Genomic DNA, 13646 nt, shown 5'->3' on the forward strand with positions numbered 1-13646 from the left:
GCGCGTACATCAATCATGCTGGTTGGTGCACGGAACAGCAAGCCCCCGTAATCACTTATCCAGAGCGCAACCCCCGGGGCTGTGCTCCACATGAACGAAAGAGGAACACCGATGAAGGTTTCTGTCATCGGCGCCGGTGCAATCGGCGGCAACATTGCACGTCGACTAAGTGAAGCCGGGCACGACGTGTTCATTGCGGATGTGCTCGGGCCGGAAAGTGTAAATGCTGAGGTGGCCGCGGCGGGTGCGCAGCCGGTTGAGCTTGCTGCCGCGACCAAGGACAGGGACGTTGTCATCCTGGCGATCCCGTTCGGTGTGCAGCCCAAGCTCAAGGACCTGGTCGCGGCCGTGCCGAAGAGCACGGTGGTCGTGGACACGTCGAACTACTACCCCGGCATGAATGGGCACATCGAGGCAGTCGTTGACGGGCAAGTCGAAAGCCTGTGGAGCCAGGAGCAGTTGGGACGCCCAGTCGTGAAGGCGTGGAACGCGGCTTTGGCCGAGACGCAGCGGACCATGGGAAAGCCGGCGGGTAGTCTCGACCGGATCGCGATCCCGGTCGCGTGTGACTCGGCGGAGGCTCGCGCAACCGTGATGCAGCTCGTGGACGACAGTGGCTTCGATGCGTACGACGCCGGGACCCTCGCGGAGTCGTGGCGCCAGCAGCCCGGGACCCCGGCCTATTGCACTGAGCTGAGCGTCGACGACCTCGGTCAGGCTCTCGCCGCGGCGGAGAGGGACAAGGCGCCTGGGACGCGCGACCGACTGATGGAGCACTTCGGCTCTCTGGACAAGATGCCCTCACGCGAGGAAACCGTAGCGATCAATCGCGCCGCCCACCACTGACCCGACCTGCCTACTCGCAGAAGGAAGAAGACAAACATGACGACCGGAAAACAGATGATCCTCGGAATGCACCTTGGGAACGGCTATGGATCGCAGAGCTCGGCCTGGCGGGCCCCGGGGGTCGACCCCGCGAACTACACCAGCTTCGACGCACAGGTGCGCTACGCCCAGGCCGCCGAGCGCGGGAAGTTCGCGTTCTTGTTCCTGCCTGACTTCCTGGGCGAGCAGACGGACCTGACTCGCGAATCGCTCATGATCACCCTTGAGCCCATGATGACCCTGGCGGCCATCGCCCGGGAGACCGAGCGGATTGGCCTCGTGGCCACCGGCTCCACGACGTTCAACGAGCCCTTCAACATCGCCCGCCAGTTCAAAGCTCTCGATGTGATGAGTCACGGTCGCGTCGGCTGGAACGCGGTGACCACCAGCGACCCAGCGGCTGCCGCGAACTACGGGCAGGCCATCGCGCCGCGACCGCAGCGTTACCAGCGCGCCCACGAGACCATCCAGATCGCTCAGGCTCTGTGGGGCAGTTGGCAGCAGGACGCCTGGGTGAAGGACACCGCGACTGGCCGGTTCGCCGATCCTGCGAAGATCCAGCCCATCAACCTGCAGGGCGAATACGTCGCCTCCCGCGGCCCACTGCCCATCCCCCCTTCCGAGCAAGGCCAGCCCGTCATCTTCTCCGCCGGCGGCGGAGTGAACGGGGCAGAACTCGCCGGCCGGTACGCCAGCGGGGTCATCGGCGCCGTGTTCACGATCGAGGACGCCCGCAACCAGCGCGAAGCGCTCCGCGAGGCGGCCCGCCGGGCAGGCCGCAATCCCGACGAAGTGAAGTTCTTCGCCGGCGTGATGCCAGCCATCGGCCCCACCAAGCGGGCGGCCCTGGACCGCCGCGTGGCCCTGGGCGAACTCACCGCCCCGGCACGCGTCCCTTACCTGGGATCGATGCTGAACCTGACCCTTGACGTCAATCAGCTCGATGAACCGCTCACGCCCGCTCAGCTGGCTGCTGCACGCCCCAGCCCCTTCGATCCGCGCTCCATGCGCGCCCTTGAAGTCGCCCGCGAGGGGTGGACGATCCGAGACATTCTCGCTCACGGCGTTATCGACTACCACCCCACCCACGTAGGCCCCGCCTCGGTCACCGCGGACCACATGCAGGAATGGTTCGAAGCGGGCGCCTGCGACGGGTTCTGGATTTCCATCGATATCAACGAAGACGGCATCGACACCTTCGTTGATGAGGTCGTCCCCCTGTTGCAGGAACGCGGGCTCTTCCACGACGACTACGAAGGCACCACCCTCCGGGATCACCTCGGTGCGCCCGCGCAGTACGGATCGACCCCCGGATCGCCGTGTCGGCACACTGACATGAGAGCTACAGGAATCCGTATGCAGCGAGAAGGATCACCCTCGACATGACGACAACCGACACTCGCAGCATCGATCCCGGGCTGTTCCGCAGCACCGTCGGTCAATACGCCTCCGGGATCACCGTCATCACCGGCCACGACGACTCGGGACCGATCGGCTTCACCTGCCAGTCGTTCTACAGCGTGTCCGTTGACCCCCCGCTCGTGTCGTTCAGCGTCATGAAGACCTCAACGACCTACCCGCGAATCCGCAACATGGGGAAGTTCGCGGTCAATGTTCTGTCCCGTGAACAGGAAGCCGTATCCAACCAATTCGCACGCAAAGGCACCGACAAATGGGCGAACGTCCAGTGGACGCCGTCAAAGGAAGGGAACCCTGTCCTTGACGGGACCCTCGCCTGGCTCGACTGCAGCACCTGGGCCGAGTACGACGCCGGCGACCACCTCATTGTCCTCGGACGAGTCCTCGAACTGGGAGCGAGCGAGAATCCCCTCCCCGATCCCCTTCTCTACTTCGAGGGGGAGTACCGAGCACTGCTCCGACCCTCGGCACACAACTAACACCCCCACGAAAGGACCACCCATGTCACGGTTGAACAGCAAAGTCGCCCTTATCACCGGAGCTGCCAGCGGAATCGGCCTGTCCACCCTCGAACTCTTCGCAGCAGAAGGGGCCAGGGTTGTCGCGACCGACATCTCCGAAGACGCCCTGAACCGCGCCGTCGAGAACATCAAAGCCCAGGCGGCGAGATCATCGCGCGCACCCTCGATGTCAGCTCCCCGGAATCCTGGCAGCGGGTCGTCGCGGACGTCGTGGCCGAGTGGGGAACGATCGACATTCTGGTCAACAACGCCGGCATCGCGATCCCGAAGGGCATCCTCGAAGCAGAGCTAGACGACTGGAACAAGTTGCTGGCGATCAACGCGACCGGCACGTGGCTCGGCTTGAAGAACGTCCTGCCCATCATGCAGAAGGCCGGCCACGGATCGATCGTGAACGTGTCATCGCTCGCAGCCATCATCTCGGGCCCCGCGGACGGCGGCGGCGCCGCATACTCGGCATCAAAAGGGCCCGTGCGATCCCTGACGAAACACGCAGCCCAGTGGTTCGCGAAAGACAGAATCCGAGTCAACTCCGTACACCCGGGCCCGATCTACACCAGCCTCATGTCCAACTACGGCATCACCGAGGAACAAGCGGCGGACCCGGTCAACGTGACGTTCCCTCCCCACATCGGAGAGTCGTCCGACATCGGCTACGGCATCCTTTACCTCGCCTCCGACGAGGCAAAATTCGTCACAGGCGAAGAACTCATCATCGACGGGGCTACGCCACCCACTAGGGCCAAAACAGAGCTGATCAGTCTGCGTCTTCGTGGGGAGGATTGGAGCTGGGATCCACGCGTGTCTTGTATCCGTCCTGGCTGTGAAACATCCTGCGGCCCACGCAGTCGTCCTGCAGGAGCCAGATGAGGGAACCGTCCAGCGAAATGGCGTCGACAGTGCCGGAGATCCGGGATTTTCCCTTGTCTGGGCTTAGGAGCACGACGTTATCGCTCGGGATGAGTTCACGCCAGTCGGCCACGATTGAACGCCGGTCTCCGTAACGGGTCGGGTGAGACCTGAGCGGCTGGGGTGTGTCCATTGGTAGGTTCCACCTGAATCCGGGAGGAAGTACAGGCAGGTCGATCACTTGCCTGCTTTCCATTACACCGGTCCCAAAGGAGGGCGTCCAAGACCTAGAAGCGATGCGTCTGATAGGCGTAGGCTATCTATGCTTCGGCGCAGCCGCTTCGTTCAGCTCGGGCGACTCTGAGCGTGCCGGAAGCTATGGGACCGGCCTCGGTAAAGGAGTCTGCTTGGATACCCGAAAGTTGAAGTATTTTCTTGCAGTTGTCGACCACGACGGCTTCAACCGTGCGGCGGAGCACCTGCTCATCGCCCAACCGTCGTTGTCCCAGACCATCGCTGGTCTGGAGAAGGAGCTTGGCGTTCCGCTATTCCACCGGATTGGCCGCCGGGCTGTCCTCAGTGAGGCGGGCAAGGAATTGGTCGGACCGGCGCGGGTGGTGATGCGCGACCTGGACGCGGCACAGTCAGCGGTGCAGGCACTCCGGGGTGTGCGCAGCGGCCGGCTGGACATCATCACCATGCCCTCGCCCGGGATCGAGCCACTAACCTCGATGATTGCAGGCTTCACGCGGCTGCATCCGTCGGTCCGGCTCAACGTCAGTGCCGCCTTCACGCCGGAAGAAGTCATCGAGTCCGTCCGCAGCGGCAGCACCGAGATCGGCCTGGCCGGATCCCCCACACCGATCCGGGTCCCGGGTGTCCAGGTTCTGGAGCTGGAGCGCCAGCCGCTGATCCTCATCGTCAACCCCCATGCCGACACCTTCAGCCCCGGGGAGGCCATCCGACGGGAGGACCTGGGCGGGCACCGGCTGATCGCGAGCCAGCGGGGATCGCTGATGCGCTGGCTGGTCGACGACGCACTGGCCCACGGCGTCAAGACCGAAATCGTCGTCGAGGTCGCGCACAGGACGTCGATCCTGCCTTTGGTGCTGGCCGGTGTCGGGCACGCAGTGATGCCGTCTTCCTGGGGGCCGTTGGCGCACAAGTCAGGGCTGCGGACTTTGCTGATCGAGCCGGTGTCCCACCTGGATGTGGCGATCCTGAGCCGGAAGGAGGACCTGACCCCTGCGGCCCGGGCATTCCTGAAGGTGGCGGAGCTGCACGTCGCCCCCGACCCGCAGACCGACACCACGCCGGTTCGTTCAATAGGCTGAGCCTATTGGCCGGATCGGATCTTGGTCTTGGACGCCCGCTGGGGGCAGGCCTTCTACTTGAAGAGGACAGGCAGTGTGACGCTGCTAACACACTCAACGAGGAGGTAGGCACATGAGCGCCACCCAGAAATTCAGCATCGCTTCCATCCCCGCCGACGGTGTCGGCAAGGAAGTCGTCTCCGCCGGCCGCCGCGTCATGGACGCCCTCGCACAGAATTCCGGCGGCAAGTTCGCTTTCGAGTGGACCGAATTCCCGTGGGGCTGCGGCTACTACGAGAAGACCGGCCAGATGATGGACCCCAAGGGCCTGGAGGCCCTGAAGAACTTTGACGCCATCTACTTCGGCGCCGTCGGCTGGGAAAACGTCCCGGACCACATCAGCCTCTGGGGCCTGCGCCTGAACATCACCCAGAACTTCGACCAGTGGGCCAACATCCGCCCGGTAAAGTTCCTCCCCGGTATCCAGTCCCCGCTGCGCAAGGCCGACAACACCGAACTCGACTGGGTCGTTGTCCGCGAAAACAGCGAAGGCGAATACGCCGGCCTCGGCGGACGGAACCTCAGCGGCCGCGGCCCCGGCAACGAGGTCGCCCTCCAGACCGCCCTGTTCACCGAAAAGGGCTGTGAACGCATCATGCGCTTCGCCTTCGACCTCGCCCGGACCCGCACCGTGAAGAAGGTCTCCTCCGTCACCAAGTCCAACGCCCAGCAGTACGGCATGGTCCTCTGGGACGAGACCTTCCAGCGCGTCGCCCTGGACTACCCGGACGTGACAACCGAAAGCGTGCTGGTCGACGCGATGAGCGCCAAGTTCATCCTGCACCCCGAAGACCTCTCCGTCGTCGTCGCCTCGAACCTGAACGCGGACATCCTTTCGGACCTCGGCTCGGCATTGGCCGGAAGCCTCGGCCTGGCAGCCAGCGCGAACCTGAACCCGGAACGCCGCTTCCCGTCCATGTTTGAACCGGTCCACGGCTCAGCCCCGGACATTGCCGGCAAGGGCATCAGCAACCCGATCGGTGCGATCGCCAGCGCCGCCCTGATGCTGGACCACTTCGGCCTGCACGAGGAAGCCCGCCAGGTCGAGGCCGCCATCGAACAGACCACCGGCGCCGGGCACCTGACCCGCGACGTCGGCGGTGAAGCCAACACCGATGACGTCACCGACGCCATCATCAAGGCCCTCACCCACACCCTGGCCGCCGTCTAACCAGAACGCGCGACCAGCCGAAAAACCGGCAGGTCAGTACAAGCCGGAGTGGGCGGCGGTGCAGCATACCGCCGCCGCCCACTCCGCCACTTTTCATTCTTCAAGCACCCCTCCAGCGACATTCCACAACGAGGTAGGAATCATGGATCACATCACCACCGCCGGCACGGCCACCCCAACCCCCAAGACACGCTGGTACAAGCAGCTGTACTTCTGGGTACTGACCGCCATCCTCATCGGCATCCTCGTCGGCTGGCTCGCCCCCACCGTCGGCATCGCCATGGAACCCATCGGCACCACCTTCGTCAACGCCATGCGGATGCTGATCGGACCGATCGTGTTCCTGACCATCGTTGGAGGCATCGCCAGCGTCGCGGACCTGAAAAAAGTCGGCATGACCGGGCTGAAGGCCCTGACCTACTTCCAAGTCGGGACGATCTTCGCGTTGCTCTTCGGCCTGGTCGCCATCAACATCTTCCGCCTCGGCGACGGCGTCAACGCGACTGCCAGCACCATCAAGACCTCCGACTCCGCGGCCAAGCTCATCGACGCCGGCGCCCACCAGGAATGGTGGCAGTTCCTGACAAATATCATCCCCACCAGCATCGTCGGGCCCTTTGTCGCGGGCGACATCCTGCAGATCATCTTCATCGCCGTGGTCTTCGGCATCGCCCTGAACGCCATGGGCAAGGTCGGCGCGCCCGTCCTGGACGGCGTGCAGCGCCTCACCGGGGTCATGTTCAAGATCCTGGGCTTCATCATGAAGGCCGCACCGATCGGCGCCTTCGGCGCGATGGCCTTCGCCGTCGGCAAATACGGCGTGTCCTCCCTGACGAGCATGGGCGGGCTCATCGCACTCTTCTACATCACCTCGATCCTCTTCGTCGTGGTGGTCCTCGGATCCGTCATGGCCTTCCTGAAGCTGAACATCTTCACGATGATCCGGCACCTTAAAGAGGAATACATGCTCATCCTGGGCACCTCGACCGCGGAACCGGCCCTGCCGGGCCTGATGCGTAAACTCGAGCACGCCGGTGTGAAGAAGGAAACCGTGGGACTCGTCGTCCCCACCGGGTATAGCTTCAACCTCGACGGCGCCGCCATCTACCTCTCCCTGGCCGCCGTCTACATCGCGCAGGCCACCAACACGAACCTGAGCATCGGCCAGCAGTTCGGCCTGATCGCCGTCATGCTGCTCACCTCCAAGGGTGCGGCCGGCGTCGCCGGCGGCGGTTTCATCGCCCTGACCGCGACGCTGGCCACCATCGGCACCATCCCGGCCGCCGGGATCATGCTCATCTTCGGCATCGACAAGTTCATGTCCGAATGCCGGGCACTGGTGAACTTCACCGGCAACGCCGTCGCCACCCTCTTCATCGCCTGGTGGGACCGCACCCTGGACGCAGACCGCGCCCGCCGCGTCTTCGCCGGCGAAACCCTCGAACCTATGCCCGCCGAGGACCCCATCCACCTCGACGACGTCACCGACATCGACGATGACCTGACCGAATACGGCCACCACACCCCCAAGAAAATCAGCCCCAAACACACGACACCCACCGACGACGCAACCCCCTCCAGTGACCGCAGCGCGGCCTACTCGAAAACCCTCTGACATGATCACGGAAACCGCTCCGAAGACCGTGCGGACCCTGATCGCACCCGACAAATTCAAAGGCAGCCTCACCGCCGGCGAAGTAGCGGACGCCCTGGCAGCAGGGCTCCGCTCCGCAACCGGAGCCGGGACCGGGACCGGGACGGTCCATTGCGAACTGCTTCCCCTCGCGGACGGCGGTGACGGCAGCGTCGACGCCGCCGTCGCCTCCGGCTTCACCCGGCGCAGCTACACCGTCGCCGGACCCACCGGCCAGCACGTTCAGGCCAGCATCGCGTTCGACGGCGTCACCGCCGTCGTCGAAGTCGCCAACACCTGCGGCCTCGGAGTCCTGCCGGACGGGAATCTGGAGCCGCTGAACGCCTCCAGCCGCGGCTTCGGAGAGGCCGTCCTGTTCGCGCTGAGCCTGAACCCTGCCAGGATCGTTCTGGCCCTGGGCGGCAGCGCCAGCACCGACGGCGGCATGGGAATGCTCACCGCCCTCGGCTACAGCTTCCGCGACGCCGACGGCCGCCAGCTCTATGGCAGCGGCAAGGCTCTGGCGCAAATCCACTCCGTCCACCGGACTACCCTCCCCGAACTGGCCGAGACGGAACTCATCGTCGCCAGCGACGTCCACAACCCCCTGCGCGGCACCAACGGCGCACCGACCGTCTTCGGACCCCAAAAAGGCGCAAATCCCGAAGACGTCAGAACCCTTGACCAGAGCTTGGAACATCTCGTGGCCAAAATGACCGAAGCCGGAGTCGAAGACGCGGCGGCCCTGGCAGAGCACGAAGGCGCGGGAAGCGCCGGGGGAATCGGCTACGCGTGCCTGCTGCTTGGCGCGAAGCAGGTCGCAGGAGCGGACTATTTCCTGGACCTGTTGGACTTCAACACCCGCAAGGACAGCTGCGACGTAGTCATCACCGGCGAAGGCAGCATCGACGAACAGACCCTCGCCGGGAAACTGCCGGCCGCCGTCGCGCGGCGGTCAGGTGCCCGGCTAATCATCGCCGTCGCCGGCCGTTCCCTCCTCCCCAAAGTACGCTGGCCGGAAATGGCACTGACCCGGGTCTACACCCTGGCCGAATACACAGACCAGGACTCATCCAAAGACCCCGAACTTTCCACCGCGCTGCTTCGCCGGATCGGCAAAGACATCGGAACAAGCCTCCTATAGCGGGGCAGGACCCGCTACAGGAAACAGAAGTGCCCGCCCAGGGGGTAGCCCGGGCGGGCACCTTTGGATTAAACCCCCGTTGCCATCACAGACCTCAAATACGATCCTTTGCTGCGAAGGCAATGGGCGAAGTGGCCGATGTTCGTCAGTTCCTAAATCGGGCACCGGACTACCGGCCGGGGATGCCCATCGGGCCGTCCCTCAACGGTAGCGGGGCGCAGAACCGCCATTTTAGGGCTCTCCTGACTCTTCCGTGGGTCAATTTCGGCCTGGGAGCACCGGTTTGTGACCGCCGAGGCTAAGCATCGCGAGGGCGATGAGTGCTTCGGGTGATTTGAAGCCGAAGGCGATGCGGGTGATCAGTCTGATCTTCGTGTTCATCGATTCGACACGCCCGTTGGAGAGCCCATGCTCGATCGCGGCGAGGATCGCTGCGCGGTGGTTGACGATGCTGCGCTGGAGCTTCACGAACGCGGGGATCCGGCACCGGCGCGCCCAGGCAACCCATTTATCGAGGGCTTCGGCGGCTTCGTCGTGGGGCAGTTTGAAGATGACTCGGAGGCCTTCCTTGAGGTAGTAGGCCAGGCCGAGGGTGGGGTCGGTCTGCACGATCCAGGCGAGCTTGACCTGCTGCTTCTCGGTCAGGTTCTCCGGGTTCTTCCAGAGCGCGTACCGGGAGTTCTTCACACCGGCTGCGCGGGCACTGTCCGGGCGGGCCGGCGCGTCTTTCGCGGGCCGGCCGCGGCCGCGCCTGGCCTCGGTGGCCCGGGCTGCCTTTCGGGCGTCGTTCCATGCGCCCCGTCGCACCTCGTCGAGGGCTTCGGTGGCCCATTTTACGACGTGGAACGGGTCGGCGCAGCGGACCGCACCCGGGCAGCGCTGGGCCACGACAACGGCGATCCAGGCGGCCCCATCGGCGGAAACATGCGTGATCCGGGCGCAGCGTTCTATCCCGAGGGCGTCGAAGAACGTGCCCAGGGTGGCCTTGTCCTGCCCAGGGGCCGCCCAGACCAGCCGGCCGCTGTCGTGGTCGACGGCGACCGTCAGATACTTGTGGCCGCGTTTGTAAGAGATCTCGTCAATACCGATCCGGACCAGTCCGGCGAACTGGTCGTGGAGCTTCTCCGTGTCGTTCCAGACCCGGGTGATGATCGCCCCGACCGTGCGCCACGCGATCCGCATCAGCTCCGTGATGGCGGTCTTGGACGTTTGCGTGGCCAGCCAGGCAACCTGCGCGTCGAAATGATGGGTGTGACCGGCCTGATGCCGGGCCCACGGCACGGCGGCGACGGTCACACCGTGGACCCGGCAGGACACCCTCGGGGCGTAGGCTTCCAACTCGACCCGGATCGCCCCGGCGTCCAGTGCCCGCCAGCGCCGTCGCCCCTGGCCCTGGTCGTATTTCGGGCAACGGCGGAGGCAGATCCCGCACTGGTTGCGCATCGAGCCGGTCGGCCTGACCGAGGCGACCAGAATCCCCGTTTTGTCGTCCAGATCGATGGCCTCGACGACCGTTTTCTCGACACCGAGCAGGGTTCGCCATAGTCTTGCATTTCGCACGTCGTTTTCCCGTCTGAAAGTTTCTGTTCCTTTGACAGTCAGAAACCTAGACAGGAAGCGGCGTGCGGTCGTTAAGGCGCTCCGGAAACACCCACGGTTACGTCAGGAGAGCCCATTTTAGGCTGCGATTTAACCGCCATTCTGAACGAACAGTCACAGAAAGGTGTTGAGAGACTCATGGCTCGATATGGATACGCACGCGTATCGACCCGGGAGCAGAACCCCGACCACCAAATCGATGCGCTCTTGGCTGCCGGTGTGTCCGGGGAGAACCTGTTCATCGAAAAGGTCTCCGGCAAGCTCTCTTCCCGGGTCCAGCTGGACGCGATGCTCGCAAAACTCGAACCCGGCGACCAGGTCGTTATCGCCCACCTCCGCCGGATCGGCAGGAGCCACCAGCATCTCCTGGACCTGGTCCGCGGATTCAACGACAAGGGCGTCGACTTCATCGTCCTCGAGCAAGGAATCGACACGACCACCCCCGGTGGAAGATTGGCCTTCCACGTTTTCGCGGCCTTGGCCGAATACGACCGGGAACTCATCGTCGAAGGAACCCTCGATGGCCTCGCCGCGGCACGAGCGCGCGGCCGTGTCGGCGGTCGCCCGCCTGCCCTCTCCCAACGCCAGCTCGACCAGGCCCAGACAATGTACGACTCAGGGAAGTACACCGTCGCAGAGATCGCCGAGACCCTAAACGTCGGACGCGCTCCACCCTCTACCGGCAACTGGGTACCTACAAGGACGGTGCCGACTGCGCCCTCGTTGTCTACCGCAACACCCGCACCCGCAAGGTCGACCCGGACACCAACCGCCGTTACGGAGAGACCCGCGCCGGTGAAAAAGCTCAGCGCGAAGCCGACCGGAAATGGTTCCCCATAGCCCCAGCCAGACGACCACGACTTAAAGCCGTCGTCTACGTCGCGGACGGCACCGTCACCCGGATCCGAGCCGTCAAGCCCGACCCAGCCCAATGGGACACCGACGACCGCGGATATGCCGATATCCCTGTCACCGCACCGCTAACCCCGCTCGAGATCACCAAACAACTTCCAACCATCGGCATCGGACTTGGGGCGCCTCGTCCCCACCAAAGAGGAAAGCTCCGCGAATACATAACCCTCTGACCAGACCAACAACGTGCTTAGCGCTATCCGCTGTTCAGTTCCTACTCGCCCCCCAATTCGGTCATTTCGCCCCGCACGAGGACCAGCTGGTCTGCGGTCCCGTCCGCCCCTCCAGAGCCGGGGCCCAGACGGGCACGATGTCGATGCTCGCAAAGCCCTTGCAGGTGACCAAAGGCATCGTCGACGCAGCCAAATCGATCCGGTAATTTCAATGAGAGAAGACATTTCCAGCGATGAGGTCTTCCTGGGACAGGGGTGGTTTTACGCCGCGTGGTGGTGAGTGGGCAAAGTCGCGCTCACCGCCGACGGATGCGCTAGACGGCTTCGGCGATTTCCGCGTTCGGCTGCGACTGGACAGCTTTGGTGCGTTTCCCGCCGACCGCCGAACGGAGCAACACCAAGCCGAAGCCTGCGGCCGCCCAGAGGGCGAGGACGAGAAGGGATGACCATGCGGCGGTCCCGTTGAAGTAGCCGTAGTCATTGACCGCTCGGAACGCTGCGCCGGGGGGAAGAACGGCTGAGATCGCTTGTCCCCACGAGGGCAGAATGTCGTAGCCGATTGTCGCCCCGCTCACGGCGTTGCCTACAGTGGTCAGCGAGAGCACTGCCAGAGCGATCCCTGCAGCTCCCAGCCAGGCACCGAGCGCCTTGGTCGTGAACGCGACCGACGCGGAGAGCAGCGTGAGAGTCAGCGCGAGCAGTAGCCACGGGGCGGTTAGAGCTCCGAGTATGGGACCGGCGATCGTTGCCGCGACAACGCCGATCAGTACAGCGAATCCGCCCATGGCATACAGGCGGTGGCGCAGCCTGATCTTGCCGGCGGCACCTGTGAGACCTTGCGCCAGGACGAATGACGACAGGGTGGCGCCAAATACGACGTAGAAGGCAGATAGCCCTCGGCTGTCGTACTGCACAAGCGGCACGAGGTCTTTCTCTTGCACGGTAAGCCCGGCGTGGTCCGCCACACCTTGAACGAGTGCGCGGGCCGCTCCGCTCTCGCTGAGGCCCTTCGCGCCGGCGTAGTCGAACTGCAATGTGGTCGGCGAGGTCAAGGCCACCATGGCAACCGCGTCGCCATTACGAACCATCTGGGTGCCTTCGTTGAGTGACTTGACCTCGGTCACCGTGACGGCATCGCCCAGACCCTTTTGAGTTGCCGTGGCGAGTTGTTCGCTCACTACGGCGAGCGGTAGGTGCAATGGCGCTGGGCTGCGCTGAATGCCGACGTAAACGGCGATGAAGGCGGCGCCAATGATGAGCCCGGTGAGGACTAGGGCTATCCACGCTTTGTGCTGCGTTCTGGGAGCTGCGTTCCCGCCCCACATTGGATCGGGAGATGACATGATCTGGACTTCCTCAACTAGAATGGTTTGAATGTCAAACTTCCACGATCTTACAGCTGACGGTTTGAAAAACAAACCAATGAAAGATTCGCTCGCCGTAGCGCTCGACGCGATCAACGACCGGTGGTCGCTCCACGTCGTTCGCGCGCTGGCTTTCGGCGCGTCGCGGTACACCGAAATATTGCGCGCCGTGGGAGCCCCAAGGGACATCCTTGCCTCACGCTTGAAGAAGCTAACGGAATCCGGTATCGTCCAAGCGCGGTCGACGGAAAACGGCGGGGGTGCCGGCTATGAACTCACCCAAAAAGGAAAGGATTTGGGCCAACTCATCCTGGTTCTGAAGCGCTGGGGCGACACATACCGGGACGAAGACGTTCCGTCGGTCGAGTTCGTCCATGATGCCTGCGGCCAAGTGTTTGTGGCTGAGGTGCGCTGTGAAGCTTGCGGAAGACCGGTCAAGCCAGGGGAGCTCTCGATACACCGCCCGGAGGAGACCTGCATGTGAACATCATTTCCAATATTGGCGGTTTCGGCCAGGGCATCGTCAAATCGGCTTGACCCGCGCATGGAACCAATGAACAGGCGGGGCCCTGTGTGGAGCGGGAGCGTCGCACCGTGCTGGTG

Annotated in this window: 11 protein-coding genes and 1 pseudogene; 10 read left to right on the top strand and 2 right to left on the bottom strand. The window is 64.1% G+C overall.

The window, feature by feature from the left end; all coding sequences use genetic code 11:
* The first annotated feature begins 111 nt into the window (after positions 1-111).
* The 8 genes and pseudogenes from ACQCSY_RS09685 to ACQCSY_RS09720 all read left to right on the top strand — a co-directional run bounded on the left by ACQCSY_RS09685 (position 112) and on the right by ACQCSY_RS09720 (position 8995).
* Entirely contained in the window at positions 112-846 is a 735-nt protein-coding gene (locus ACQCSY_RS09685) for an NADPH-dependent F420 reductase (RefSeq protein ID WP_427135187.1), read from the top strand.
* A 36-nt stretch (positions 847-882) separates the two neighbouring features.
* On the top strand, positions 883-2271 hold the full coding sequence (locus ACQCSY_RS09690) for an NtaA/DmoA family FMN-dependent monooxygenase (protein WP_427135189.1): 1389 nt from the start codon (positions 883-885) through the stop codon (positions 2269-2271).
* Positions 2268-2783, top strand: a complete 516-nt coding sequence (locus ACQCSY_RS09695; RefSeq protein WP_427135191.1) for a flavin reductase family protein — start codon at positions 2268-2270, stop codon at positions 2781-2783. Before ACQCSY_RS09690 ends, ACQCSY_RS09695 begins: the two co-directional genes overlap by 4 nt.
* A gap of 22 nt (positions 2784-2805) precedes the next feature.
* Positions 2806-3695 (top strand): annotated as a pseudogene (locus tag ACQCSY_RS09700) (SDR family NAD(P)-dependent oxidoreductase).
* A 386-nt stretch (positions 3696-4081) separates the two neighbouring features.
* Complete coding sequence (locus ACQCSY_RS09705) at positions 4082-5008, top strand: LysR family transcriptional regulator (protein ID WP_427135193.1); 927 nt, start codon at positions 4082-4084, stop codon at positions 5006-5008.
* 112 nt (positions 5009-5120) lie between these two features.
* Positions 5121-6218, top strand: coding sequence for a tartrate dehydrogenase (locus tag ACQCSY_RS09710; protein WP_427135195.1), 1098 nt, complete (start codon positions 5121-5123; stop codon positions 6216-6218).
* Positions 6219-6360: 142 nt separating this feature from the next.
* Positions 6361-7833, top strand: a complete 1473-nt coding sequence (gene dctA / locus ACQCSY_RS09715; RefSeq protein WP_427135197.1) for a C4-dicarboxylate transporter DctA — start codon at positions 6361-6363, stop codon at positions 7831-7833.
* Position 7834: 1 nt separating this feature from the next.
* Positions 7835-8995, top strand: a complete 1161-nt coding sequence (locus tag ACQCSY_RS09720; RefSeq protein ID WP_427135199.1) for a glycerate kinase — start codon at positions 7835-7837, stop codon at positions 8993-8995.
* A gap of 258 nt (positions 8996-9253) precedes the next feature.
* Here ACQCSY_RS09720 and ACQCSY_RS09725 read toward each other — a convergent pair whose 3' ends face one another.
* A complete protein-coding gene (locus ACQCSY_RS09725; RefSeq protein ID WP_427135201.1) occupies positions 9254-10555 on the bottom strand; it encodes an ISL3 family transposase in 1302 nt (433 codons plus the stop codon).
* A 177-nt stretch (positions 10556-10732) separates the two neighbouring features.
* On the opposite strand from ACQCSY_RS09725, the gene ACQCSY_RS09730 reads away from it, so the two are divergent.
* On the top strand, positions 10733-11434 hold the full coding sequence (locus ACQCSY_RS09730) for a recombinase family protein (RefSeq protein ID WP_427135203.1): 702 nt from the start codon (positions 10733-10735) through the stop codon (positions 11432-11434).
* Positions 11435-11993: 559 nt separating this feature from the next.
* Here the strand turns inward: ACQCSY_RS09730 and ACQCSY_RS09735 are convergent.
* Positions 11994-13022, bottom strand: coding sequence for a hypothetical protein (locus ACQCSY_RS09735; RefSeq protein ID WP_427135205.1), 1029 nt, complete (start codon positions 13020-13022; stop codon positions 11994-11996).
* A gap of 31 nt (positions 13023-13053) precedes the next feature.
* Between ACQCSY_RS09735 and ACQCSY_RS09740 the strand changes: the two genes are divergently transcribed.
* Positions 13054-13527: a winged helix-turn-helix transcriptional regulator gene (locus ACQCSY_RS09740; RefSeq protein WP_427135207.1), complete on the top strand. Its 474-nt coding sequence runs from the start codon at positions 13054-13056 to the stop codon at positions 13525-13527.
* Positions 13528-13646: the final 119 nt, after the last annotated feature.

The sequence above is a fragment of the Pseudarthrobacter sp. S9 genome (assembly GCF_050156545.1).
In the GTDB taxonomy this organism is placed as follows: Bacteria; Actinomycetota; Actinomycetes; order Actinomycetales; family Micrococcaceae; genus Arthrobacter.